Origin of the sequence: Nakamurella panacisegetis (assembly GCF_900104535.1) — a bacterium.
GTDB lineage: Bacteria > Actinomycetota > Actinomycetes > Mycobacteriales > Nakamurellaceae > Nakamurella > Nakamurella panacisegetis.
Genome location: NZ_LT629710.1, coordinates 1501167 through 1525371 on the forward strand (window position 1 = coordinate 1501167; position 24205 = coordinate 1525371).

At 67.1% G+C, this 24205-nt stretch carries 22 protein-coding genes and 1 tRNA gene; 12 read left to right on the forward strand and 11 right to left on the reverse strand.

All coding sequences use genetic code 11. From position 1 onward, the window contains the following. Positions 1-8: 8 nt before the first annotated feature. Positions 9-1508 carry a dihydrolipoyl dehydrogenase family protein gene (locus BLS97_RS06600; protein ID WP_090475260.1) on the reverse strand — a complete coding sequence of 500 codons (1500 nt, stop codon included), beginning with the start codon at positions 1506-1508 and terminating at the stop codon, positions 9-11. Positions 1509-1612: 104 nt separating this feature from the next. Beyond that, positions 1613-2623, reverse strand: a complete 1011-nt coding sequence (locus tag BLS97_RS06605; RefSeq protein ID WP_090481537.1) for an aldo/keto reductase family protein — start codon at positions 2621-2623, stop codon at positions 1613-1615. A gap of 228 nt (positions 2624-2851) precedes the next feature. Between BLS97_RS06605 and BLS97_RS06610 the strand changes: the two genes are divergently transcribed. Further along, the gene (locus BLS97_RS06610) at positions 2852-3421 is read left to right on the forward strand and encodes a DUF1003 domain-containing protein (RefSeq protein WP_197676438.1); all 570 of its coding nucleotides are present in this window, start codon (positions 2852-2854) and stop codon (positions 3419-3421) included. A 23-nt stretch (positions 3422-3444) separates the two neighbouring features. Here the strand turns inward: BLS97_RS06610 and BLS97_RS06615 are convergent, their stop codons facing one another. The 3 genes from BLS97_RS06615 to BLS97_RS06625 form a co-directional block, all read right to left on the reverse strand. Further along, positions 3445-4347 carry an LLM class F420-dependent oxidoreductase gene (locus BLS97_RS06615; RefSeq protein ID WP_090475262.1) on the reverse strand — a complete coding sequence of 301 codons (903 nt, stop codon included), beginning with the start codon at positions 4345-4347 and terminating at the stop codon, positions 3445-3447. A gap of 86 nt (positions 4348-4433) precedes the next feature. Beyond that, a complete protein-coding gene (locus tag BLS97_RS06620) occupies positions 4434-5978 on the reverse strand; it encodes an acyl-CoA synthetase (protein WP_090475263.1) in 1545 nt (514 codons plus the stop codon). 41 nt (positions 5979-6019) lie between these two features. Continuing rightward, complete coding sequence (locus BLS97_RS06625) at positions 6020-6823, reverse strand: SDR family NAD(P)-dependent oxidoreductase (protein WP_090475265.1); 804 nt, start codon at positions 6821-6823, stop codon at positions 6020-6022. Positions 6824-7047: 224 nt separating this feature from the next. Between BLS97_RS06625 and BLS97_RS06630 the strand changes: the two genes are divergently transcribed. Together BLS97_RS06630 and BLS97_RS06635 are read left to right on the forward strand one after the other, a co-directional pair. Then, entirely contained in the window at positions 7048-7689 is a 642-nt protein-coding gene (locus BLS97_RS06630) for a TetR/AcrR family transcriptional regulator (RefSeq protein WP_090481543.1), read from the forward strand. 54 nt (positions 7690-7743) lie between these two features. Continuing rightward, a complete protein-coding gene (locus BLS97_RS06635; RefSeq protein ID WP_090475267.1) occupies positions 7744-9171 on the forward strand; it encodes a DUF2079 domain-containing protein in 1428 nt (475 codons plus the stop codon). Positions 9172-9193: 22 nt separating this feature from the next. Here the strand turns inward: BLS97_RS06635 and BLS97_RS06640 are convergent, their stop codons facing one another. Then, positions 9194-9691 (reverse strand): MarR family winged helix-turn-helix transcriptional regulator, encoded by a 498-nt coding sequence (locus tag BLS97_RS06640; RefSeq protein WP_090475268.1) that lies wholly within the window; start codon positions 9689-9691, stop codon positions 9194-9196. Positions 9692-10191: 500 nt separating this feature from the next. On the opposite strand from BLS97_RS06640, the gene BLS97_RS06645 reads away from it, so the two are divergent. Beyond that, positions 10192-10668 (forward strand): helix-turn-helix domain-containing protein, encoded by a 477-nt coding sequence (locus tag BLS97_RS06645; protein ID WP_090475269.1) that lies wholly within the window; start codon positions 10192-10194, stop codon positions 10666-10668. Positions 10669-10885: 217 nt separating this feature from the next. Further along, the gene (locus tag BLS97_RS06650; protein WP_157695236.1) at positions 10886-11509 is read left to right on the forward strand and encodes a ribonuclease H family protein; all 624 of its coding nucleotides are present in this window, start codon (positions 10886-10888) and stop codon (positions 11507-11509) included. A 69-nt stretch (positions 11510-11578) separates the two neighbouring features. Here BLS97_RS06650 and BLS97_RS06655 read toward each other — a convergent pair whose 3' ends face one another. Further along, positions 11579-12937, reverse strand: a complete 1359-nt coding sequence (locus BLS97_RS06655) for a sensor histidine kinase (RefSeq protein WP_090481546.1) — start codon at positions 12935-12937, stop codon at positions 11579-11581. Positions 12938-12993: 56 nt separating this feature from the next. Next, the gene (locus BLS97_RS06660) at positions 12994-13650 is read right to left on the reverse strand and encodes a response regulator transcription factor (RefSeq protein WP_090475273.1); all 657 of its coding nucleotides are present in this window, start codon (positions 13648-13650) and stop codon (positions 12994-12996) included. Between the two features lie 103 nt (positions 13651-13753). Here BLS97_RS06660 and BLS97_RS06665 point away from each other — a divergent pair, with 103 nt between their 5' ends. The 6 genes from BLS97_RS06665 to BLS97_RS06695 all read left to right on the forward strand — a co-directional run bounded on the left by BLS97_RS06665 (position 13754) and on the right by BLS97_RS06695 (position 17987). Then, complete coding sequence (locus BLS97_RS06665) at positions 13754-14863, forward strand: LolA family protein (protein WP_090475275.1); 1110 nt, start codon at positions 13754-13756, stop codon at positions 14861-14863. Beyond that, positions 14860-15792, forward strand: a complete 933-nt coding sequence (locus BLS97_RS06670) for an ABC transporter ATP-binding protein (RefSeq protein WP_090475277.1) — start codon at positions 14860-14862, stop codon at positions 15790-15792. Before BLS97_RS06665 ends, BLS97_RS06670 begins: the two co-directional genes overlap by 4 nt. Then, on the forward strand, positions 15779-16660 hold the full coding sequence (locus tag BLS97_RS06675; RefSeq protein ID WP_090475279.1) for an ABC transporter permease: 882 nt from the start codon (positions 15779-15781) through the stop codon (positions 16658-16660). The genes BLS97_RS06670 and BLS97_RS06675 overlap by 14 nt, the downstream gene beginning before the upstream one ends. A 132-nt stretch (positions 16661-16792) precedes the next feature. Next, positions 16793-16878 (forward strand) — tRNA-Leu (locus BLS97_RS06680). Between the two features lie 28 nt (positions 16879-16906). Continuing rightward, positions 16907-17455: a hypothetical protein gene (locus BLS97_RS22705; protein WP_157695237.1), complete on the forward strand. Its 549-nt coding sequence runs from the start codon at positions 16907-16909 to the stop codon at positions 17453-17455. 250 nt (positions 17456-17705) lie between these two features. Continuing rightward, the gene (locus BLS97_RS06695) at positions 17706-17987 is read left to right on the forward strand and encodes a DUF488 family protein (RefSeq protein WP_231988393.1); all 282 of its coding nucleotides are present in this window, start codon (positions 17706-17708) and stop codon (positions 17985-17987) included. 1170 nt (positions 17988-19157) lie between these two features. Here the strand turns inward: BLS97_RS06695 and BLS97_RS06705 are convergent. The 3 genes from BLS97_RS06705 to BLS97_RS22710 form a co-directional block, all read right to left on the reverse strand. Further along, entirely contained in the window at positions 19158-19691 is a 534-nt protein-coding gene (locus BLS97_RS06705) for a hypothetical protein (protein ID WP_157695238.1), read from the reverse strand. 197 nt (positions 19692-19888) lie between these two features. Next, positions 19889-20887 (reverse strand): IS481 family transposase, encoded by a 999-nt coding sequence (locus tag BLS97_RS06710; RefSeq protein WP_231988394.1) that lies wholly within the window; start codon positions 20885-20887, stop codon positions 19889-19891. Positions 20888-22241: 1354 nt separating this feature from the next. Continuing rightward, positions 22242-22379, reverse strand: a complete 138-nt coding sequence (locus BLS97_RS22710) for a hypothetical protein (protein ID WP_157695239.1) — start codon at positions 22377-22379, stop codon at positions 22242-22244. 841 nt (positions 22380-23220) lie between these two features. Here BLS97_RS22710 and BLS97_RS06715 point away from each other — a divergent pair. Then, positions 23221-24090, forward strand: coding sequence for a hypothetical protein (locus tag BLS97_RS06715; RefSeq protein ID WP_157695240.1), 870 nt, complete (start codon positions 23221-23223; stop codon positions 24088-24090). The last annotated feature ends 115 nt before the right edge of the window (positions 24091-24205 follow it).

Here is a 24205-nt window from a genome sequence, read left to right on the forward strand (position 1 = left end):
ACGACGGCTCAGGACGACGGCGGGTTGAAGTAGGTCTCGAGGAGACGCAGCCAGATCTCGCTGACGGTCGGATACGAGGGCACGGCGTGCCAGAGTTGTTCCAGCGTCACCTTTCCCACGATGGCCACGGTCGCGGCGTGCAGCAGGTCGGAGACGTCAGGGCCGACGAAGGTGGCGCCGAGAAGGGCGTGGGTGTCCTCGTCCACGACGATCTTGGCTCGCCCGACGTAGTTGTCCCGCTGCAGGGACGTACCGGCCAGCCACGACAGGTCGTATTCCACGCCGCGGACGGTCAGTCCGGCGGCGCGGGCGGCGGCCTCGGTCAGACCCACCGACGCCACCTCCGGGTCGGTGAACGTCACCTGCGGCACGACGTCGTCACCGCTGTCGGTGGTCCACGGCGTCTGGACGTCACGTCCTTCCGCCCTGGCCGCGATCACGGCGCCGCAGATCCGCGCCTGGTACTTCCCCATGTGCGTGAGCAGGGCCTTGCCGTTGAGGTCGCCGATCGCGTACAGCCAGTCGCCGTCCACACCTTCGACGCCGAAGTGCTTGTCCACCGTGACGAACCCGCGATGGGCGGCGGCCGCTTCGGCCACCGAGCCGATCGTCTCCAGGCCGATGTCGCGACTGGCCGGGGTCCGTCCGGCCGCCACCAGCACCTCGTCGACCGTCACCGACGAGTCCCCGAAGGTCACTGTCACCTCGCCGCCGTGGATCAGACCCTCGCCGGCGTCATTGACCTGCGGCCGGGACACGGCATCGACCCTGGCGTTCAGATGGACCGTCATACCCTTCGCCCGGAAGTTGTCGGCGACCAGGTCGCCGGCGAACTCCTCGTTGCGGGCCAGCAGCTTCGGTGCCGATCCGATGATCGTCACCTGCACCCCCATCCCGGCCAACCAGGTCGCCGCCTCGCAGGCCACCACGCCGCCCCCGATGATCGCGATCCGTCGTGGGATCTCGTGCATGTTGGTCGCGTCGCGCGAGATCCACGGTCGCGCCTCGCGGAGTCCGGGGATGGGCGGAACCGTTGCCGTGGTACCGGTGTCGAGCACCACGGCCAGCCGGGCGTGGATGGTCCGCACCGAGCCGTCGGCCGCGGTCACCTCGACAGTGCGCTCGCCGGCCAGCCGGGCGTGCCCGCGGACCACGTCGATCCCCACCCCGGTCGCCCAGTCCACCTGGGACGTGTCGTCGTGATGATGCACGATCTCGTCCCGTCGCCGCAGTACAGCCGCGTTGTCCAACGAGTGGTCGCCGACCAGACTCTGCACCCCGGGCAGGTTGCGCGCGTTGTCCAGCACCGAGATCGGCCGCAACAGGGCCTTGCTCGGCATGCAGGCCCAGAACGAACACTCGCCACCGACGAGTTCCTTCTCGATGATGACGGCCGTGCGGTCGCTGCCCTGGGTGGCGTACTGGGCCACGTTCTCGCCGGGCGGGGCGCCGCCGATGACGACGACGTCCCAGGTATCGGTCGGAGTGGAGTTCGAGTTGTCCGGCATGTGCAGAACGGTATCCCCGGGCCGACCCGGCCAGACGCTCGGGATCGGCCCGGGGCTCACCCGGATCGGACCGTCGGATGGACCTCCCCCCGACGGCCGCCGGCTCAGACCGGACGGACCTGGGGAGCGGTCACGGTGGTCATGCCCGGGTCACGCACGACGACGTCACCCAGCGCCTCGTCGATCCGGCCCAGCACGTCGGGCGACAGCGTCACGCCGGAGGCCTTGACGTTCTCGCCGACCTGCTCCGGCCGCGACGCACCGACCAGTGCGGCGGCCACGTTGTCGTTGCTCAGCACCCAGGCGACCGCGAGCTGAGCCATGGTCAGGTCCAGGTCGGCCGCGATCGGGGCCAGCGCCTGCACGCGGGTGAGCACGTCGTCGGTCATGAAGCGCTTGATCATGTCCGCCCCGCCCTTGGCGTCGGTGGCGCGCGATCCGGCGGGCAACGGCTGACCCGGCTTGTACTTGCCGGTCAGCACCCCCTGGGCGATCGGGGACCAGACGATCTGCGACACGCCGAGCTCGCGTGAGGCCGGTACCACCTCGTCCTCGATCACCCGCCACAGCATGGAGTACTGAGGCTGGCTGGAGATGAGCTGGATCCCGAGCTCCGCGGCCAGGGCATGCCCGGCGCGGAGCTGGTCGGCGGTCCACTCGCTGACCCCGATGTAGAGCGCCTTTCCCTGCCGCACCACCTGCGCGAAGGCCTGCATGGTCTCCTCCAGCGGCGTCTCGGTGTCGAACCGGTGCGCCTGGTAGAGGTCGACGTAGTCGGTCTGCAGCCGGGTCAGTGAGCCGTTGATCGACTCGGCGATGTGCTTGCGGGACAGTCCCACGTCGTTGTGGCCCTTGGGTCCGGTCGGCCAGTAGACCTTGGTGAAGATCTCCAGCGATTCGCGGCGTTCACCCTTGAGCGCCGCGCCGAGTACGGACTCGGCCGCGCCGTTGGCGTACACGTCGGCCGTGTCGAAGCTGGTGATGCCGGAATCGAGGGCAGCGCGCACGCACTGGTTGGCGATGTCGTTCTCGACCTGCGATCCGTGGGTCAGCCAGTTCCCGTAGGTGATGGCCGAGATCTTGAGTCCTGAGTTTCCGAGGTATCTGAATTCCATGTCCTTCACGTTAGCCGGGGCCGCCGCGAGCCCTCCGCCCGACCGTCATCCCCCGGCCCTCCGGAACCGGGGCCGAATCGGCCGACCGGGGCCCGGCCCGGCGGGTCCGCTCCTGGGTCGGGAGGAAGCTTCCGCCGGCCGGATTGTGTCTTTCCGCTGGTCCGGGTGCGTATCGTCGAACAGGCATCAGTCTGCGCCCCAGCGGCCTGACCATCGAGCGCAGGAGGCGTGATCATCGTGGGACCCAAGACCTCTTCCAACACTCTGTCCGTACCGAAGGTCCGTGCCCGGCGCACCATGGCCACGTTCATGGACGGCGAATCGTTCGGCACCCTGAGCGAGCGGTTCGCCCGGTACATGGGTACGTCGAAGTTCATCGTGCAGATGTCGGTGTTCATCCTCGTCTGGTTCGCGTGGAACACCCTGACTCCCAAAGGATTCCGCTTCGACCCCTACACGTTCACCTTCCTGACGCTGCTGCTGAGCCTGCAGGCGTCCTACGCCGCGCCGCTGATCCTGCTGGCCCAGAACCGGCAGGACGACCGGGATCGGTCCGAGGCGAAGATCGACCGGGCCCGAGCGGAGATGGACACCGAGGTGAACTCACACATCGCCCGGGAGCTGTCGGACGTCCGGAACCGGTTGAACGACCTGACCCTGGACATCAGCCAGCAGCGGTCCGGCAAGGGCTCACCGAAGGACGTCAGCAAGCGGTTGGACCGGATCGAGACGGCGATCGCCGCTCTGGTGGCCCAGAGCGCGCCGCCGACGGCCAAGATTGCGGTCAAGGCGAGGTGACTCACCACCGCCGACGGCGCGTGTCAACGTCCGGCCGGCACGATCCTCGCGGCGGCGGCGGCCAATTCCGGCAGCAGCTCGAAGGATGCCGGGTCATCCGGCTTGGCGAGACTGAGAATGGCGTGATCGACCCCTATCTCGGCCAGCCGGCCGAACCGATCCAGCGCCTGCTCGACCGACTGTGATCCGCGCGCGCCGGAGTTGCTGAACGAACCGAGACCGAGGGTGGTCTTCTCGATCTCCGCGTAGTCGCGGCCCAGGCTGTCGCAATGTTCTTGCAGGATGTCGAGTTTGGCCTTGATGGCCGGAACCGGCATCTCGAAGATGTTGCAGGCGTCCGCGTACTGGGCGACGAGCCGCAAGGTCTTGCGTTCACCCATGCCGCCGATCAGGATCTTCGGATGGGGGCGGCTGACCGGCTGCGGGTGATTGAGCGGTCGTTCCAGCGCAAAGTGCCGGCCACTGAACGCCGATTGGTCGTCCTGCCACATCTGGTGGGCGAGCCGCAGGGTGTCCTCGAGCCGCTCAAACCGTTCCTTGAGCGGAGGGTAGGGCACGCCAAGGCCTTTGTGCTCCTGCTCGTTCCAGGCCGCGCCGATCCCCAGGTAGGCCCGTCCGCCGGACAGCACGTCCAGCGTGGTCGCCGTCTTGATCAGCACTCCCGGATGCCGGTAGGTGACTCCGGTGACCAGCGTGCCCAGCTCGATCCGCTCGGTGGCGCCGGCGGCGAAGGCCAGCGCGGACCATCCTTCGAGCATGTCGTCCTCGGGCTCCCCGGCGATCGGGATCTGGAAGAAGTGGTCCATCACCCACAGGCTGGCGAGCCCGGATTGCTCGGCATCGACCGCGATCCGCCGGAACGTTCGGCCGGTGCTCTGCGGCGCCCCCGGCCAGGTGAAGTTGCTGACTTGAATGCCCAGTCGCATGCGGCTCCCTCGGTCGGCGCCTTCTCCGGGCGCGCCATGTCCCTGACAGCATCCAAGGTAGACCTGCGGCGACGACGGGCCCGACGTCAGTCGCTCGGCGGAGACTCCACGATCTGCGCCTTGATGTCCTTCTTCAGTACCTTTCCGACCTTTGACCGGGGCAGGTCGGACCAGAACTCGACCTGCTTGGGCGCCTTCACACTGCCGACCCGGCTCTTGACGAACATCTTGATCTCCTCGGCGCTGACCTGCTGACCCGGCTGCAGTTGCACCACGGCGGTGACCCGTTCACCCCACTTGTCGTCCGGAAGTCCGATCACCGCACAGTCGGCCACCGCCGGGTGCTGCATCAGGGCCTGTTCCACCTCGGCCGAGTACACGTTGAACCCGCCGGTGATGATCATGTCCTTGGCCCGGTCGACGACGTAGAGGAAGTTGTCGGCGTCGAGGTAGCCGATGTCGCCGGTGTGATGCCACCCGAATCGCCCAACCTCCGCCGTGGCGTCGGGATCCTTGTAGTACCCGGCCATCACCAGCGAGCTGCGGATCACGATCTCGCCGCGCTCCCCCGGCGGCAGCAGCGCCCCGCCCTCGTCCATGATGGCCACGATGACCAACGGAGCCGGCCGGCCGGCCGACGACAGACGGTGCGACGCAACCGTTCCGTCGGGATCGAAATGGTCGGCCGGAGCCATGGTGGAGATCATCATCGGCGCCTCGGTCTGGCCGAACAACTGCGCCATCACCGGTCCGATGCGGGCGATGGCCTCTTCCAGCCGCGTCACCGACATGGGCGCCGCCCCGTACCAGAAGCATTGCAGGGAGGACAGATCCGTGGTCGGCAGGTCGTGATGAGCCAGCAGCATGTAGATCAGGGTCGGCGGCAGGAAGGTGTGGGTGACGTGCTTGCGTTCGATGGCGGTCAGGAAATCGGTCAGATCCGGGGTCGGGAGGATGACGATCTCGCCGCCCATCGCCATCACCGGGAAGCAGAGCACGCCCGCCGCGTGGGTCAACGGCGCCAGCGCCAGGTAGGTCGGCCGCGGTGCGAACGGATAGGCCATCAAGGTGACGGCCGACATGATCTCCAGGTTGCGGCCGGTGAGCATCACCCCCTTCGGTCGACCGGTGGTGCCGCCGGTTCCGACGATCATGGCCACGTCGTCGATCGGTTCGACGGCAATCGGATCGCCGGAGATTCCGGCCAACCACTCGTCGATCCCGACCCCGACCGACGACGGGCCGTCGAGGCAGACCAACGTGGCGAGTTGCGGCAGCCCGGGGGCGATCTTCTCGACCAGTGGGGAGAACTTCGCCTGGTAGATCAGGCAGGTGCAGTCGAAGAATTCGAGCAGATCCCGGTTTTCGGCCGCCTCGTTGCGGGGGTTGATCGGACACCAGACGGCCCCGGCCCGGGAAATGCCGAATACGCAGGAAAATGCCGCCGGATCATTGGCCGACAGGATCGCGACCTTGTCGCCCGGGCGCACCCCCGACCTGTGGAGCGCCCGGGCGACCTTGAAGGAATGTACCTGGACATCACAGTAGGACAGGGAACTCTCACCGACGGTGAGGCACGGGGCGTCACCACCGAGCGAGACCCCTTTGTCCAGGTACTCGATCAAGCCCACTTCTCCGACCTCCCGGGTTCGGAATGGATCGCCGCCGCGATCTACATTCCCATCCCACCGTCGACGGCCAGCCCGGTTCCGGTGATGAACTTGGCGCCGTCGGAGGCAAGGAAGACGACCGCGTCGGCCATGTCGTCGACCTGGCCGAGTCGGCCGAGCGGGGTGGCGGCGATGACGTCGCCGGCCGCGGCTTCCGGTGTGGCCGACAGGCCCATGGCGGCGTGACTGACGGCCAGCGCCTGCCCCATCTCGGTCGGGACCAGGCCCGGGTAGATGCAGTTGACCCGAACGCCGTACCCGAGGGCGCCGGATTCGCGAGCCGCGACCCGGGTGAGGCGATCGACGCCCGACTTGGTCGCCGAGTACGCCGAGATGCCGGGGAACGCGATGGTCGCGGCGACCGACGCGATGTTGATGATCGCGCCGCCCTGGCCGGCCACCCCGTCCGGCTTCATGGCCCGGAAGCCGTGCTTGACGCCGAGCAGGGTGCCCAGGAGATTGACCTCGAGCATCTTCCGGATATCGGCCGGCTCCAGATCGACCAGCAGGCTGGAGATCTCGAGGCCGGCGTTGTTGACCAGGATGTCCAGGCCGCCGAGCCGGCTCACGGTGGCGGCGATGGCCGCCTCCCAGCTCGCGTCGTCGGTCACGTCCAGGTGGACGAACCCGGCGGTGGCTCCGCTGGAGGCGATCGAGTCGGCGGTCGCCTGCCCGGCTTCCTTCTGGAGGTCACCGATCACCACAGAGGCACCGGCCGCGGACAACGCCTGCGCCATCCCGGCCCCCAGCCCCTGCGCGCCCCCGGTCACCAGGGCCTTGCGGCCGGTCAGGTCGTACACGTTCATCGACTCTCCTTCGGTTCGTCGTCATTGACGCCATGGACTCGCGTCGGCGGGCGGATGTTGTGGCCGAGCGTCGTCGCACGAGTGATGTAGGCATCCTGCAGCCCGGCTTGACGACCGTCAAGCATTTCCTTGACACCTGTCCAGGTTTCCGTTTCCTTGCCGGTCAGAGCCTGTCTAGACTGAATCGACAGAAGCAGATGAGGCAAGCATCGGGAGGTGTGAGCGTGACGCAGGTACTACAGGCCGACCGGGAGCCGCTCGCTCGCCGCCACCGGGTGGACAAGTTCGCCCAGCGACGCGACCAGCTGGCCCAGTCTGCGTTGCTCACCCTGTCCGAGCTCGGCTACGCGCGGACCAGCCTGCGCGAGATCGCCCAGAACTCGACGTTCTCCCACGGCGTGCTGCACTACTACTTCACCGACAAGGTCGAGCTGATCCTGCACTGTGTCCGGCGGTACAAGACGGAGTGCGTCACGCAGTACGACCAGATCGTGGCCACCTCCACCACGCCGGACGAACTGGCCACGGGCTTCGGCGCGGCCATGGCGGCCACGTTGCGGAGTGACGCACACCTGCATCGCCTCTGGTACGACATGCGGTCCCAGAGCCTGTTCGAGGAGTCCTTTCGGACCGACGTCCTGGAACTGGACCGCGGCCTGGAACAGATGATCTGGCGGATCGTCACGCGGTATGCCGACCTGGCCGGACGCCCGCTCGCCGTGACCCCGGCCGTGGCCTACGCGCTGTTCGACGGCCTGTTCCAGCAGGCCCTGCTGCACCACCTCGGCGGCGACGCCCAGGCTGCGGCCGAGCTGCAGACCACCGTGCAGAACGTGCTCGTCGGCCTGGTGCTGGCGCCCCGATAGCCTTGACCCGGTGACGGCCGGACCCGGCCGTCCCGGCCGAAGGGGTGACCAGGCATGTCCGACACGTCCGCGCCGACATCGACGAGGGCCGACGAGTTGAACACGACCCGACCCCAGAAAGCCGTGCCCACCGGGCCCGGTCTCGATCGGCAATTGCAGCGCTGGCTGCCCTGGGGGGTCGCCGCCCTCCTGGCCGTCTTCTACGCGGCCGTGTCCATCCGACGGCACGTCGAGCTGCTGACCAGCGCCTACGACCTGGGTATTTACGACCAGGCGGTGCGCTCGTACTCGCACTTCTCGCTGCCCTACAACTCCGTGCAGAGCGCCCACTTCGACGTGCTCGGTGATCACTTCTCGCCGGTCCTGGCCCTGTTGGCACCGCTCTACTGGATCCACGACTCACCCACCACCCTCCTGGCCGCCCAGGCCGTGCTGATCGCGGTCGCGGTCGTCCCGCTGATGCGCTGGGCCCACCGTTCCATCGGGCTCGGCGCCGCACTGGTGGTCGGTCTCGGCTACGGGTTGAGTTTCGGTGTCGCCAACGCGGTCACCTTCGACTTCCACGAGGTGGCCTTCGCCGCCCCGCTGATCGCCTTCGCCGCGGTGGCTCTCGGCGAGGGTCGCCTGACCGCGGCCGTGGCCTGGGCGGCTCCGCTGGTCCTCGTCAAGGAGGACCTCGGTCTCACCGTGGCCGTGGTGGGCCTGCTGGTCGCGTGGCGTGGCCGGCGGATGCTCGGCCTTCTCACCGCCGCGGGTGGTGCGCTGGGAGCGGCCCTGGCCGTGCTGGTGATCATTCCCGGGATGAATCCGCTGGGCCACAACAATCACGCCTCGAAGTTCGGGACGTCCATCCTGCACCAGTTCACGATTCTGCTGAGCCCGGACATCAAGATCCTCACCCTGGTCTTCCTGCTGGCGCCGACCGTGTTCCTGGCCATTCGATCGCCGATCATCGCCTTGGCCGTCCCGACCGTCCTGTGGCGATTCCTGGCCACCGACCCCAACTATTGGGGCAACCAGTTCCACTACAGCCTGATCCTGATGCCCGTCATCTTCGCCGCGTTCATCGACGTACTGCGCCGCCGGAACCCGGCCCCCCGCCGGATCTTCCTGCTGGCCAGTGCGCTGGTCACGGTGTACCTGGTCCCCCAGAACGGTTTCGCGCAGGCCTTCACCTCCGGCCTGTGGCACACCAGCGAGGCGACCTCACAGGTCCGGGCGCTCCTGGCCCGGATTCCTTCCGGCACAACGGTTGCCGCCTCGAACCAGTTACTGCCCCAGCTGAGCCAACGCGACCACGTCACGTTGATCGGCCGTACACCGCTGGACGTCTCGCAGCCGGCCTACATCATCTCGGAGACCCAGAACGTCGGCTTTCCGTTGGGGACGGACGGGCAGAACGCCTGGCTGGCCGACGCACGCAGCCACGGTTACCGCGACATCGGTACGGCCGGCTCGGTCGTCCTCCTGGCCCGGAACTGAGGTCGACCGGTCCGCACGATGGTCAGGAGTGGCGACTGGGCGTCCGTGGCCGAACGACGGCGGAGGCCGTCTGCACCTTCGTCAACAGCCGACGGAGTTCCCGACGCTCGGTCTCGTCCAGCGCCGCCAGCACGGTCGCCTCCACCCGATGACGGGCCGCCGCCAACTTCGCGCGTTTGCGTTTGACCGCCGGAGTCGGTGACACGAAGCTCTGCCGCCCGTCGGCCGGATCGGCCACCCGGACGATCAGGTTGTCGCGTTCCATCCGGCGAAGCGTGGCCGCCATGGTCGGCTGCTCGACGCCGACCGATCGGGCGATCTCGGCCTGGGTCGCCGAAGAGCGGCCACTGAGCAGGAAGTCAACGACCGCGAACTGCGCCGGGGTCAGACCGAGCGGGGCCAGTTGGGCCGCAGACTCGAATGCCGTCCGCCGGGCCAGCTGCATGATCAGCTCGGTCGTCAGCTCATCGGCTTCGGCGCCCGACTCGGGCGTCGACCGAGAGCGCGTCTCCATCGCCATCAGTGGTTCCTTTCGAACGCAGACGCCCCACGGGGGCGTGAGTTACACCTCCGGAGGTAGGTGCAGCTGGAAATCGACGCCACGAACTGGCGGCGCCGAGGGCAGGCGGTCGATACGGTACCCATCCATCGACAAAATATTACTGGTTTGGCCAACTATTCCGATGTCGGATCGGGCGCCGTCCACAGAGTCAACTACCGCTAGCATCGGCCGATCCCCGAGAGCCCGAGGAGACTATGCAAAACTCATCGGGATGACCTCTGAAGACGGCTTCCGACCACCCTCGATAGGTTCCTATGAAAACGGTATGCTGCCCGCTATGAACTCACTCGCCGATCCGCGGGCACGGAAGTGACGAGGTGACCGCGGCGACCGACGCCACGGCGGCGCGCCCACCCGAACCGGTGGCGACCGGCCCCGACCGCCCAAGCCCAGCACCGGTGCGCCGGGGCCGCCCTCGGACGGATCCGCCCGGGCCGCGGGATCGAGCGGTCGGAGACATGCTGTCTCGACTGCGCAAAGAGCAGCGGGTGAGCGTGCGCGCTCTCCTGGAGCGGATGGCACAACCGATCTCCGCTCCCACCTACGCGCGGTACGAGTCGGGCCAACGTGCCTTGGCCCCGGAACTCCTGGCCGACATCTGCCAGGCCCTCGGGGTCAGTGTCGACGAGGTGCTCCGACTCGTGGACACCGCCGAGGGGTCGTCCGCCAGGGGGACGGACGGCGCCGGGTTCGTCCTTGACCCTCACGGGCCTCAGGTCCCGGCCATCAGGGTTCGGGTCGCGTTGCTCATGGACCCGGCCGAGGCCTGGCTCGCCCCGGTCCGCGGGATGCTGCGACTTCACGCCGACACCGGCACCGACGAATACGGCGACCTATTGCTGGACGAGCCGCTGACTCGGGTGATCGCCCAGATTCTCGGACTGCCTCTACTCGAGTGCTGGTCGCGCCTGACCAAATTCATCGATCGCGATTGATTTCCAACCCGAATGGCCGAGTCCATACGTGACGACGGCCCGAGTTCATCACCGATCAATACCAGCGCAGCCCCATTAGAGACGCAATTCATCACGATCGAGGAATGGCCGCGCCGGACAACGATCAGCGTGGCGTCCTGGGTCGGCTCTCGACAGCGGCATCGGCGCGGGTTCGAAGCGGGTGATCCACCCCGCCGGTTGTGGCAACCTGGTCGGCATGGAACACGGCCTCACCCTGACCTTCGGAACCGATGGATCGTGCCTGCGCAATCCGGACGGACCCACCGGCTGGGCGTACATCTGCGACAACGGCAACTATGCCTACGGCGGGCGGGCCTCGGGCACGAACCAGATCGGCGAGTTGATGGCCATCCTGACGGTTCTGCGAGATCACCCGCACCAGCCGCTGGAGATCCAGTCGGACTCGGCCTACGCCATCGGCTGCTCATCCACCTGGAAGCCCGGCTGGCAGCGCGCCGGTTACGTCCGCAAGACCGGGCCGATCGCCAACCTGGACATCATCCGCGAGATCCACCAGCTGCTCGACGGACGGGGCGCCCCGGTCCGGTTCGTCAAGGTCAAGGCGCACCTGCGGGACGAGTCGGTGCACCCGTTGAACGTGCGAGCGGACGAACTCGCGGGCCGGGGGGCCCGGGGCGCCCAGGCCGCGCGGGGTGACGTGCTGGAAGCGGGCCACTGGCCGCTCGCCGGTTCGCCAACCGCTCACCCCCCGACGCCCACGACGGTCCTGAGGCCTCCGGTCGAGCCCGGCCCACCGTCGAGGGCCGTGCTGCGGCCGGGCGCCGAGCCGGCGCGGCCGGAGGCTCAGTTCCTGTTCTGATCCGGCTCCGGAGCAGCCCGGCGTACCCGAGGGCGCGTTGGGGCGCCCGCTCAACGGCTGATCAGGTGGTCACGAAGGAGGCGCGGCCGGCAGCACCAGACGGGCCAACAGGCCGGTCCGCGGTCCGTCCGCCGGGTCGGGAAGCCCGTCGTCCGGCTCCCGGTCCAGCAGCACCACCGTCCCACCCGCTCGGCGCACGATGTCGGCCACGATGGACAGGCCGAGTCCGCTGCCGCCGGCGTCCCGGTCCCGGGCGTCGTCCAGCCGGGTGAACCGGTCGAAGACACGGGTCCGATCGGCCGGTGGGATACCCGACCCGTCATCGATCACGTCGACCTGGACGTTGCTCCCCACCCGACGCACGCGGACCGACACCGCCGACCGGGCGTGGCGGACCGCGTTCGCCACGAGGTTGCCGACGGCGCGGCGGATCTCCTCCGGATCGGCCTTGATCGAGCATCCCTGATCGGTATCCGCCCGCACCGACACGCGCGCGTGCCCACCGGCGGAATCGGCGACCTGGGCCGCCAACGCTCCGACGTCGAAGGTCCGCATGGCGGCCGGGCGGCGGCTGTCGGCGTCGGCTCTGGCCAGCAGCAGCAGGTCCTCGATCAGCACCGACAACCGGTCGACGTCGACCCTCAGGTCCTCCAGCACCTGACCACCGTCGCCCAGACGCTGAGCCACCTCCAGCTGCAGGGTGATGCTGGCCAACGGACTGCGAAGCTCGTGGGCGGCATCGGCCACGAAGGCTCGCTGGCGATCCCGGGCCAGGGCCAGCCGGTCCAGCATCTGGTTGAGGGTGACGGCGAGAGCGGCGATCTCGTCCGTCGAGTGCGGCACCGGCAGCCGTTCGGTCCGTCCGCTTCCGCTGATCCGCTCGGCACCGCGGCGGAGGGCCTCCACCGGCCGGAGGGTCCGGCCGATGACCATCCAGGCGATCAGCGCCAACAGACCCAGCAGCAGTGGAGCGCTGATCAACAGCGCGGTCCGCAGGACCGAGGCGGTGTGCCGGAGGTCGCCGATCGGTTGCGCCGCCAGGACGGTCACCGGCGCCGACGCCGGCCCGGCCGTGCGGGCGACCACGCGCAACGGCCCGGACAGCGCGATCCGGCTGCCCGGGATCTGGATGGCGTGGCCGGCCAGTGCGCTCCGCAGTTCGTCCGGATGCAGCAGCGGCGTCAGCCGGTCCGCCGTCGCCGACCCGTCGACCACCCGGCCCTGCTGGTCGACGATCTGGACCACCTGGGCGCCGGCCACCGGCAACGGGTCCGGCGGCGACCCGCGGTCGACCAGGACGGCCACCTCGTCGGCGGCCGACCGGGCCTCGCTGTCCAGCGTCTGATTCACCGAAACACTCAGCACCACATAGAGGGTGATGCTCCCGGCGGTCAGGGCGACGGCGAGGCCACTGACCCCGATGATCATCAGCCGCACCCGCAGACCCAGGCGCCCGAACCATGGGCGGCGCACGGCGGCGGGGATCACGGCACCAGCTTGTAGCCGGCGCCGCGCACGGTGACGACCCGGGAGGCTCCCAGCTTCCGGCGCAGATAGCCGACATACACCTCGACCGCGTTCGGCCCGGTGTCCTCGCCGGCATCCCATACGTGATCGAGCAGTTCGGTCTTCCCGACGACCTGTCCGGCCCGCCGCATGAGGTATTCGAGGACGGTGAATTCGCGGTTGGTCAGGGTGACCTCGACGCCGTCCAGGTGGACCTCCCGCGCGGCCGGGTCGAGCGTCAACCCGCCGGCCGCCAGGACCGTCGGGCGGGCCACGGCGCCGCGGCGCAGCAGCGCCCGCAACCGGGCCAGCAGCACGACGAACGAGAACGGCTTCGTCAGGTAGTCGTCGGCCCCGCAGTCGAGCCCGTCGGCCTGGTCGTACTCACCGTCCTTGGCCGACAACATCAGCACCGGCAGCCAGTTCCGTTCCGAGCGGAGCTCGCGGACCACCTGATAGCCGGACATCCGGGGCAGCATGACGTCGAGGATCATGGCGTCGTAGGCCCCGTGCCGGGCGGACTCAAGACCGGCCGCCCCATCGGTCACGACGTCCACCGCGAACCCTTCGGCGCCGAGCCCGCGCTGCAGCGCACCGGCCAGCCGGGTCTCGTCCTCCACCACCAGCAGCCGCATGGGCTCAGCGTGGCACGCCGCGGCTGAGCGCGCCGTCATGACTCTCAGCTTCGCCACAGCCGAGCCGTCGCACAGTGATGCCAGAGGAAACCGAGGAGATGTCATGAACCGAAGCGCACTGTTCCGCTGGGCCGCGCCGGTCGCCGTCGCGGCCGTACTGGTGGGCGGCACCTTGACCGTGCACGCCGTCGCCCAGTCGGCCGGCAGCGGCTCCCTGCCGCCGCGCACCGCGGCGCAACTGCTGGTGGACCTGGAACAGGCGAAGCTCACCGCACTGTCCGGGACGGTGGTGCAGAGTTCCGATCTGGGCCTGCCCAACCTGCCTGACCTCAGCGGCGGGACCAGCGCCGATTTGACCTCGCTGATCACCGGTACGCACACCCTGCGCGTCTGGTACGACGGACCGCAGAAGGCGCGGCTCGCGCTGCTGGGCCGGCTCGGCGAGTCCGACGTCATCCGCAACGGCGCCGACCTGTGGATCTGGTCCAGTCAGTCCAACACCGCCACCCATCGGGCGCTGTCCTCGGCGTCGTCGTCCGGCACGAGGAGCGACGGAACCGGACTGTTCGGCCTGGCCACCGGATCGGCCGTTCCGACCGACCCGCAGCAGGCGGCCGACGCGGCCCTGGCCGCCATCACCCCGACGACCGTCGTGACCCCCGACGCCACGGCGAGCGTCGCCGGACACGCCGCCTACCAGCTGACCCTGGCCCCGCGGGTCGCCGGCTCGCTGATCAGCAGCATCCGGCTGGCCATCGACGGCACCACACACATCCCGCTGCGAGTGCAGGTCTTCGCCGCGGGACAGTCGACTCCGGCCTTCGAGGTCGCCTACACATCGGTGACCTTCTCGGCACCGGACGCGGCCGAGTTCACCTTCGATCCGCCACCCGGGGCCAAGGTCACGCAGGATACTGGCGCCTCCCCGGGCGTCATCCGGCGGTCGACCGGCGGCTCGACGCCGACCCCTCGGGTGGCGCCGAGGGTGGTCGGGAGCGGCTGGACCAGCGTCCTGGTCACGTCGACCGACTCGATGCCGTCCGGCGGCACCTTGGGCCGGATGCTCGCCGCCCTCCCGAAGGTTTCCGGCTCGTGGGGCAGCGGACATCTGTTGGCCGGTACCGCGTTCTCCCTCCTGATCGCCGATGACGGACGGGTCGCGGTGGGCGCCGTCGATCCGGCGGTCCTCTACCGCGCGCTGGCCACCAGATGACCGAGAACGCCGTGGCCACCTTCGGTCTGACGAAGAAGTTCGGTCGCCAGGTCGCGGTCGACGGGATCGATCTGCTCGTCCCGTCCGGTTCGGTCTACGGATTCCTGGGCCCCAACGGATCCGGCAAGACGACCACCATCCGGATGCTGCTCGGCCTGGTGACCCCGACCGCGGGTCGCAGCGAACTGCTGGGACAGCCGATGCCGCAACGGCTTCGCCACACCCTGCCCCGGGTCGGCGCCCTGGTCGAGGGGCCGGCGTTCCATCCGTATCTGAGCGGGCAGGCCAATCTGGCCCGGCTCGACGCCGCCGACCGGGACGCCGACGCCCGTACTGCCGGGCGTCGGATCGACGCGGCCCTGGACCGGGTCGGTCTGCTGGCGGCCGCTCGAAAGCACTACCGGGCCTACTCTCTTGGGATGCGCCAGCGGTTGGCCATCGCGGCCGCGCTGCTGTCGCCGCGGGACCTGCTCGTCCTCGACGAGCCGACCAACGGGCTCGACCCGCAGGGCACCCGCGAGGTCCGTCATCTGGTCACCTCCCTGGCCGCCGACGGGGCGACCGTGCTGGTGTCCAGCCACCTGCTGTCCGAGGTCGAGCAGATGTGCACCCATCTCGGCGTGATGCACGTGGGCCGGATGGTCGCGCAGGGCACGGTCGAGGAGGTTCGGTCCGGCAACGCCCGGGTCGCTCGCGTGGACACCGACCGCCCGCAGGACGCCGCGCGGGTGCTGAGCGGCCTCGGGTTGACCGAGGTCACGGTGGCCGGGCATCTGGCCCAGGGCGTGGTCGGGTCGGTACCGATCGAGAAGATCGTCCCCGCTCTGGTCGCGGACGCGGTGCCGGTGCTGGGCTTCACCGTCCAGGCCCCCAGCCTGGAAGACCTGTTCGTATCTCTGACCGGGGAGGGCTTCGATGTCAGTGGGTGAGACGAGCCAGCTGCGAATGCCCGAACCGGGCGGGGCCGCCCGGCCGCGGGTCCGGATGACGACCCGCTTCCTGCGGTCGGAACTGCGAATCATCTTCGGCCGGCGACGCAACCAGGCCGGCCTCGGGGTGCTGGCCGTGGTCCCGATCGTCATCGCGGTGGCGGTCAAGGCCTCCTCCGGACCGGCCCGGGGCGGCGGCCCCGACTTCTTCGCCTCGATCGTCGGCAACGGCCTGTTCGTGGCGCTGGCCGCGCTGACGATCGAGCTGACGCTGTTCCTGCCGCTGGCCGTGGCCGCGATCTCCGGCGATGCCGTGGCCGGAGAGGCCAACCTGGGGACCCTGCGGTACCTGCTGACGGTGCCGGTCGGGCGGACCCGCCTGCTCGTCGTCAAGTTCGCGGCCATCACCATCTTCGCCTTCGCCGCCACCCTCCTGGTCGCCGTGGTCGGGGCGGTGGCCGGGCTGATCCTGTTCGGGGGCGGCAACATGACGCTGCTGTCCGGCTCCCAGATCTCGATGGGTTCCGCGCTGCTGCGGGTGCTGTTGACGGTGGCCTACCTCGCGGCCGGGCTCGCCGCCCTGGGAGCGATCGGCCTGTTCGTCTCTACGCTGACCGAGCAACCGATCGCCGCCATGATCGCCGTCGTCATCCTCGACGTCGCCATGTTCATCATCGACTCGTTGCCCCAGTTGGCCTGGCTGCACCCATGGCTGCTCACCCACTGGTGGACTTCGTTCGGCGACTTCTTCCGAGCGCCGATGGCGTGGTCGGACCCGACCCGCGGGCTGCTCACCGCCGCCGGGTACGCGCTGGTGTTCTTCCTGGCCGCCCGCGCTCGTCTCGGCGGCAAGGACATCACCAGCTGAGACTCACGGGCTGCCGAGCCGGGCGCGAGGCGTCCGGCTCGTCCGGAACGGGCCGCCCAGGACGCTCACAAGTGCTCTGACCTGCGGATTTCAAGCCGACCGGGCGTGCATGTTAATCTCGTCAGGTTGCTCGGGCGAGTGGCGAAATGGCAGACGCGCACGGTTCAGGTCCGTGTCCTGGAAACGGGGTGGGGGTTCAACTCCCCCCTCGCCCACCAAGGGTAGTTCAGGTAGCTACTCCGCAGTATGTTCGGAAAACCCTGTCACGGCTTCGGTCGGCAGGGTTTTCTGCTGTTCGAGGGTGTGCACGGCGGGCGTCGGGCGGGTCGAGAGCTCAACTCGGAGGTGGCGGATAGCAAAATGCCCGCCAAGGCCGCCGACGACCTGGTCGGCTACACCCGGCCGGAGAGGCCACGCCAAGACGCAGTGGATCAACGGCAACGGCAGAACCGTCCTCACCACCGACAACGTTGGCTGGATGGTCTGGTCGCCGAACAATCAGTGGGGTCGCCGCCCGGTAACGAGGCGCAGGTTCTAACGAAGAGGACGTTCCACTTCCCTGCCACCAGCGGAAGAGCTGCGGCGAAGTTCATTGCCATCGACAACGACGGCAACGCTCTCACCCTTGGCGCGGACGGTGCGAGCGTCGTCCAAATCAACACGCCGACCGGGACGACGAAGCCACTGACCACCCAGTCTGATGTCACGGCGATCGACACCATCGGAAGCTGGACCCGATACACGGTGAACAACACCTACGGACTTGGCTACGTGATGGTCCAGCCCACCAGATAGCAGCCAACATCCGAACAAGCTCCCCCGGCTGTGGTACAGCGGCATCGCGCTTGACGGGCATTGTGGGCGACGTGACCAACACAGAGCAGTTCGTCCCATACTCACCCCTCGTCAGTCTGGGTTACGAGGGTCGCAGCGTGGACGAGATGATCCACGAGCTCGTTGAGGCCGGAGTCTCTGTGCTTGTAGATGTTCGGCTCACGCCCTCTCTCGTAAGCCGGGCCTGTCGAAGCGCCGCCTTGCCAGCGCGTTGGCGGACAGCGGCATCGGCTACGTTCACCTGCGGGAACTTGGAAATCCAAAGGACAACCGCGACCACTGCCGCGCGGGGGACCCTGCGAGCCGAAACCGGTTCCTGCAGCTGCTCGAGACATCCGAGGTGGAGGTCGCGTTGCGTCACATCGCCGAGTTGATGGAGGGCGGGGTGGTCGCACTGCTGTGCTTCGAAAACGACCACCAGACCAGCCACAGGCAGCTTGTCGGTGCCGCACTTGTCCGAGACATGCCGGATTTGGAGCTTGTCCACTTCTGACCCGGTCAGAACAGCGACCGCTCCGGCGGCGTTCGTCTCTGCGGGTAGTAGATGCCGAGCACGGTGAACGATTGCCTGCGGGTGATCGCCGCCTGGTTGCCCACAAAGATGAGGGGTCCCGGTCCGGGCTGAACATCTGCTCCATGAACTTGGTCTGAATCGACGCGCGTAATGCCGTGTCTTCCAGTCTCCGGGCGCGCCGTTGGAGGGCTGTGAGCTCCCAGTCGATGATGCGTTGGGTGTGACTTTTGCAGGCCGGGGTCAGACACCAGTATCGAAGGCGGACCTTGAGTCGGGGCGGCTCCAGCATCGCGGCGGCCGGCGGACCGAATAGTGACTCTTGGGTGGCTTCGGCGGTGAGTATGTTCAGTTGGTCGGGGGTCCACGGTCCGGTGGGTTCGAACTTCAGAAGCGGGTCTACCTTCGCCGGACGAATTGCCCCCAACGATGTGGCGTCTGCGTCCGCTTTGACACCTGCGTTGAGCTCGCACATAGTCAGTCCCACAAGAGGCTCCACCCAGTCGGCGCGCCGCTTCCATGGCGGCAGAACGTCACCGACGATCAGCGAGGTGGCGACTATCTTCGCGCTCTCCGGACGCCTGTCTTTGGTCGACTCGTGAACTTGCACCTTGATCACCGCACACTTTTTGAACTGCTACGCGCCCTGCAGGTAGCGAAACGGCACCGGGTAGGGCCGGATCCAGCGGGGCCGGTCAACCATCATGACACCCGCGACGCACACGGTGTCCCCGTACCCAGCCGACGGTTGGGGACTTGCCTTGACCGTGACGAGGACGCTAACGGTTGCCTTCGCCTGAGCCAGCTGGAGAACAGTTAGCTTGTCCGACGGCGTGTTCGCGGTGGTCACAGGCCCGACCGTAGCGAACACACGCGGCCAGCTGCCCTCCCCGGCGTGTGTCGCAGGCACCGGGTTTCGCGCCCCACCGTGCATTGCGACGTAAAATACTTCGCTTCATGCACCAGTCCAGGAAAGCCCGCTCGACCAGAATTCCAAGGAATCCCAGCGGGGCAGAGAAATAGATGTCATCCGTCATTGCGACAGGCGCCGCGAACCCATGACGCGACGTGCCAATGTTTCATCATGGAACGCAGGTGCTGCCGGCGAGAGCGAGCCGATCGAGGACAGAGGCTGGGTATTGCGGCCGAGTTCTACTCGGCCACCGGCGGCAGAGACGCGAGCAGCCCTTCGGCGTCTGATCTCACTTCGGCGGGGCTGTCCATCATTGCCTGCTTGAGCAGTGAGGAGGCCAGTGGCACACGGCCTTCAGCGAGGGCCTGACGGGCTTGGTAGACCTGGGCCATGGCCACTGCCGGCCGATCCCCGGAAGCGATGGCCGCGGCCCACAGCTCATTCGCGCTCGCGAGTTGACCGGCCGCTGCCCGTACGTGCCCGAGGCTGGCAGCGGCGACCGCTCGGGGCCCTGACAGTGCGTCCCCTTTCTTGAACTCGCCCACTGCTGCTTCGAGCAAGGGGCGGGCGGCGTCGACGTCGTTGGTCAATCGAATCAGCTGCTCTCCGATGTTGCCCCGGGCCATGTCCCGGAGCGGTGACTGTGTGGACGCAGCCACTCGGTGCCACAACGCGAATCCCTGTGCGGTTTCGCCGACATACATCATCATGGCTCCCAACCAGATGAGTTCGGGATCGGTGAGGTCCGACAAAGTCGACGACGCGATGGCCAAACAGTCGGCAGCTGCACCGGCTCGATCTCCGGCCGCGAGGCGGATCTGGGCCCTGAGCGCGAGTGCAGGGCCGCCGGCGCGCGGCGGGACCGAGGAACTGGCGAAGATGTCAGTCAAGATGGCACCGGCCCGGTCGGGAAGCCCGGCCGCGTTCGCCGCGCGGTTCAACTCGACCAGGACCAGCGGCGACTGGTCGGCTAGCTGTTGAACCCCGACAGGTTGGTGATGACCTGAGTCCGGTGGATCGGCGGGAGGCCTCGTAGTGCGGTGTGCGGTCGATGGTAGTTATAGCGATGCAGGAACCCCGGTATCGCCGCGATCCGCTCCTGGTCGTTGTTCCAGGCGCGGGCGTAGGAGGCATTCCTGGGCCAGGGTGCGGTTGAACCGCTCGACCTTGCCGTTGTTTGCGGCCGGTAGGGCCGGGTGTACTTGTGGGTGATCGCATCGTCGGCCAGGGCGGCGTTGAAGATGCGGGAGCGGTAGCAGGGGCCGTTGTCGCTCAGCACCCGGCGGATCGTCTCGATGCCGTGGGCGGCGAAGAACGCCTTTGCCCGCAGCCAGAAACCGACTGCGGTGACGGCCTTCTCGTCGTCGAGTGCCTCGGTGTAGGCCAGCCGGGAGTGGTCGTCGATCGCGGTGTGCAGGTAGCAGTACCCGATCCGCGGACGGCGCTGGGACTTCTTGTGTCCGACGCTGCCGCGGCCGTGCGCCCACCAGCCGCCGTCGGGGATCCGGCCGACCTTCTTCACGTCCAGGTGCACCAGGTCACCGGCCAACGGATGCTCGTACCGGTTTTTGGGCTGCTGCCGCAGGTCGGCTCCGGTGACGTCCAGGTCCGCCAGCCGGGACACGCCCCGCCGCACCAAGATCCGGTGCACCGTCCAGGCGTGCATCGTGATGCCGAACTCGGCGAGCTCCGCGGTCAGCATCACCGGCCCGAGCTTCATGCTACGCCGCAGGTACTCGACCAAGTCTTCGATCTGCGGGTCGGTCTGTCCCGGACACGACGCAGGGCGGGAGGACCGGTCGTGCAGACCGTCGAGGCCGCATTCCCGCCACCGGGCATGCCACTTCGCCAGGGTTTGCCGGGCGATGCCGGCTTCGGCGGCGACGTGGCAGATCGGCCGGCCAGAATCGACGCGCTCGCACAGGCGTCGGCGGCCTTCCGCGGTCAGCGGGGCGTTACGGTGGGACACGAGGGTCTCCTGCGTGGTTCTGGTGTATTGCTTGGTCGCTTCACACCACACCAGGGGACCCTCACCCATCCCCGGAACCCCGTCACCTCGGCGTGTCACCAACCTCCGGGGGTACAACATCTAGGTCGTCGCACGTCGTCTCGTTACAATGCCTGATCCGGACGAGGATGCGAAGGCTTGAGAGGACAAGACATGCCACGACCGAGGCGTTTCCTGAAAGTTTGGCGCCCCATCGTCTTCGGCGGGCTCTTTGTGGCTTCCACAACCTTCGGGCTTGCTTGGCACTTCACAGCTAAGTCTCAAATACCAACCCTGAGCGCTGCCGAGCCACTCCGCATCGAAGCTTGGGCTTCAGACCCGACGGTTCCTATTAGGATTCAAGTCGAGGTTGTTCCCCACTTGTATGCTACCGGGATCTCTGAATCTTCCGAAGACTCAGCACTCGAAACCTTAAGTGTCCAAGCGGAAAGGCCAGTCGATGTGCTCATCATTACTAACCGTCAGGATCGCCCGCAATATTCCGGTCCTCAGGTGCAGACTAAGCCAAAATTTCAACGGTCGGCTGACTGGAATCACATCGACGCCGCTCGCGATATCGAGGATCAGTGGGCTTACGTGGCTCACATTGCTGGCGGGTTCAAGCAATTTGACGAGTCGAGCATAGTCGGCGATTTCGATGGTGAACCCGGAGCTGTGTACTCAACGACAGATGCATTCAATGCTCGGATGCCCGAAATCGCCGACAATGAGTTTGGAAATCCTTACCGGCCCGCTTATGCGTTTGGCCCCGAATCGAAGACTGACGACGTGAGTCAGCTAACCGGGCCAGAGCCAGGCGGCGATCATATCGTTCCTAACGATTTTGCGCTTTCGCACTGGCCGATCTCTGGCCCTCCCTACCCGACAATCAATCCACGCGTACTATTCTGGGAGCCTCAGGCGCTTACTAGCTCCGAACTTCTAGTCGGCGCCAGTGACGCGCTAGTCCGTAAGTCTATTCGAGATAGTGGACAGCCCTCGGGCGTGTTGCAAGGCGGTGAGTTTACTTGGCAAGGAACGTACTCGTTAAGGCCATCGTTAGAGGCAGTTTCCCCGGAGGCCGACGATAGACATTCGAGGCTGGACTTCCTATCAGGTGTCGCGCTGGCGACCGCTGCCGCTGCATTCATCGCCTTAGTTCAAGAGCGGTGGGAGACGAAGGAGGGCCGGGCTTCCGGTTCTAGGGCGACTGATAGGGATAAGTCAACGCGAAAGATGCGACTTTCCCCCGCGTCCACCGAGATCCTCGGAGAAGTCTCCGCTGTTTCCAGTTCAAGAGCCTCGCCAAGGCCAACAGCGCTGACTCGCTCAAAATTCAGAAGCTTTCCCAAGGCAGCTGCGCGACCTGCGTCCAAGTTGGCAAGCCCATCCGAGTCCAGCTCAGGCGCCGTGGAACCGGCACCACCATGTTGATGACGACGTCGTCATCGATAGCGTCGAGGATCTCGGTCATGCAGACCTCTTGATCTGCCGGCCACGGACGATGTGACCCGTGTTAAATGGGGGACTCGTCAATGCGGCAGGTGCAGAAGGTGCCGCCCGGATCGTCCGGGGCTTGAGGGAGGGGGAAGGTGACATCGCCGCCTGATGACACTTTCGTGGTGTCGATGGGCAGGACGTCCCAGGTTCGCGGCAGGTCGTCGTGATAGATAGTCAGATTCCGAAACTGCGCGGATAGGCGGAGGTCGCGGTCACGCGGAACCAGGTGGTTTCCCTATCTAGGTCGTGCGCTTAGCCGTAGCCGTCGCCCAGCTCGTGGCCCGGTTCAGTACAGCGGTGTCTCGCTGGACAGCCAGGCCTCCTCGCCAAGGACATCCGCGGCGGTCAGGCGTGCGGCGGCGGTTCGGTGAATAGCTCGGTTAACAACGCCGCGGCGCGGCGGGAGGCCTCCGCGATGTACTGGGTCTTCAGATCTACTCGCGTGTCATCGCCCTTATCCTTCGGCCGAGCAAAGCGGTAGGGGTACCTTACCGATCATGGACCGCCTGTACACCGCGTTCGAGGATCAGTTCGAGTTGCAGTTCGGCGATGGCTGGATGTGGCAGCATCACCGGGATGGACGTGGACGCGATGGGTTTGACGGTGTTCCGCGGACGGGTCGGTGATCACGAGAGCTGTGCGTACCGCTATGGACACACACCCGTTCGACGCCTGGCGCCACCACGTTGATGCCTGGGTTCGGCAGGCGGCGTGCCCGCGCCATGGGCTTGCCGGTGCGGGGGAGTGGGGGTGATGGTCAAAGACCGCCAGTTCCACCTCACGCGCTCAGGACGTGGAGTCTTAGAGCCCCATCGGTGAACTCCTCCGCCCCTCATATTGACAGGAACGACATGGCGAATCGCAACTACACCTTGCCCACCATCAAGACCCTGTTCGGCCAGGCCAGTAAGTGCGCCTGGCCCGGCTGCGGTGAATCCCTGATCCTCACCGACCGCGGGGCTGAGACAGTAATCGCCGAGATAGCCCATATTCGATCGGAGAAGCCAGGCGGTCCCCGCTATGACCCGACCTTCAAGGACGCTATCGACGGAGCAGCCAACCTGATGCTGCTGTGCGGCCGACACCACAAGCCGATTGACCGGCACGACAACCTCTACAGCATCGCTGAGCTACTCCAGTGGAAGGCTGACCAAGTGGCTGGCGCCGGCAGCGGCACCCACATTTCCGACGCAGAGGCACGGCTCTTCGGAGGTCTGACGCCCGAGGAACGAGCAGCAATCACCGAGATTGCGAAGCTCACGAGTCGTGTCGAGTCGGCCTGCTCCCGCGTCCGTGATGACCTGAATCGTCTCGAAAGCGAGCATGCGGAAGCAGTGCGAGAGATGCAGAGAACGGTCGGGCCGTCTTACGAAATTCATGACGATGGCACCGAGAAGGTCATCTATCCCACCGATCTGCCACGAGTTGAGGACTACCGATGGATGGAAGCCCGAAGCGACATCCTTCGAGCTGCAGCGCCTCTCATCAATCAAGCGCTTGACGCGCTGGCCGAGCAGGTCGCAGTCCTTCGGATGATGAACCCGTTTCTGGGCGGCCCTGCCAACACTGTCCTACTCACTGCTCAAGGGGCGGGCCAGCACGTCGTTGGTGAAGACGCTCTCAACGTCTCCTTGGCAGCAATGCACGGAGCCCTGGAAGAACTTTGGGAAACAACGCAACCATAGATATGCCTCAGGTAACTGAGGTATCTATGGACATCTATGATATGACCGGAACCGAGCGCCCTCATCCTTTGAGCATTCGCCAGGGCGGCCAGTCGACGCCGGCAGCGTTACAGGC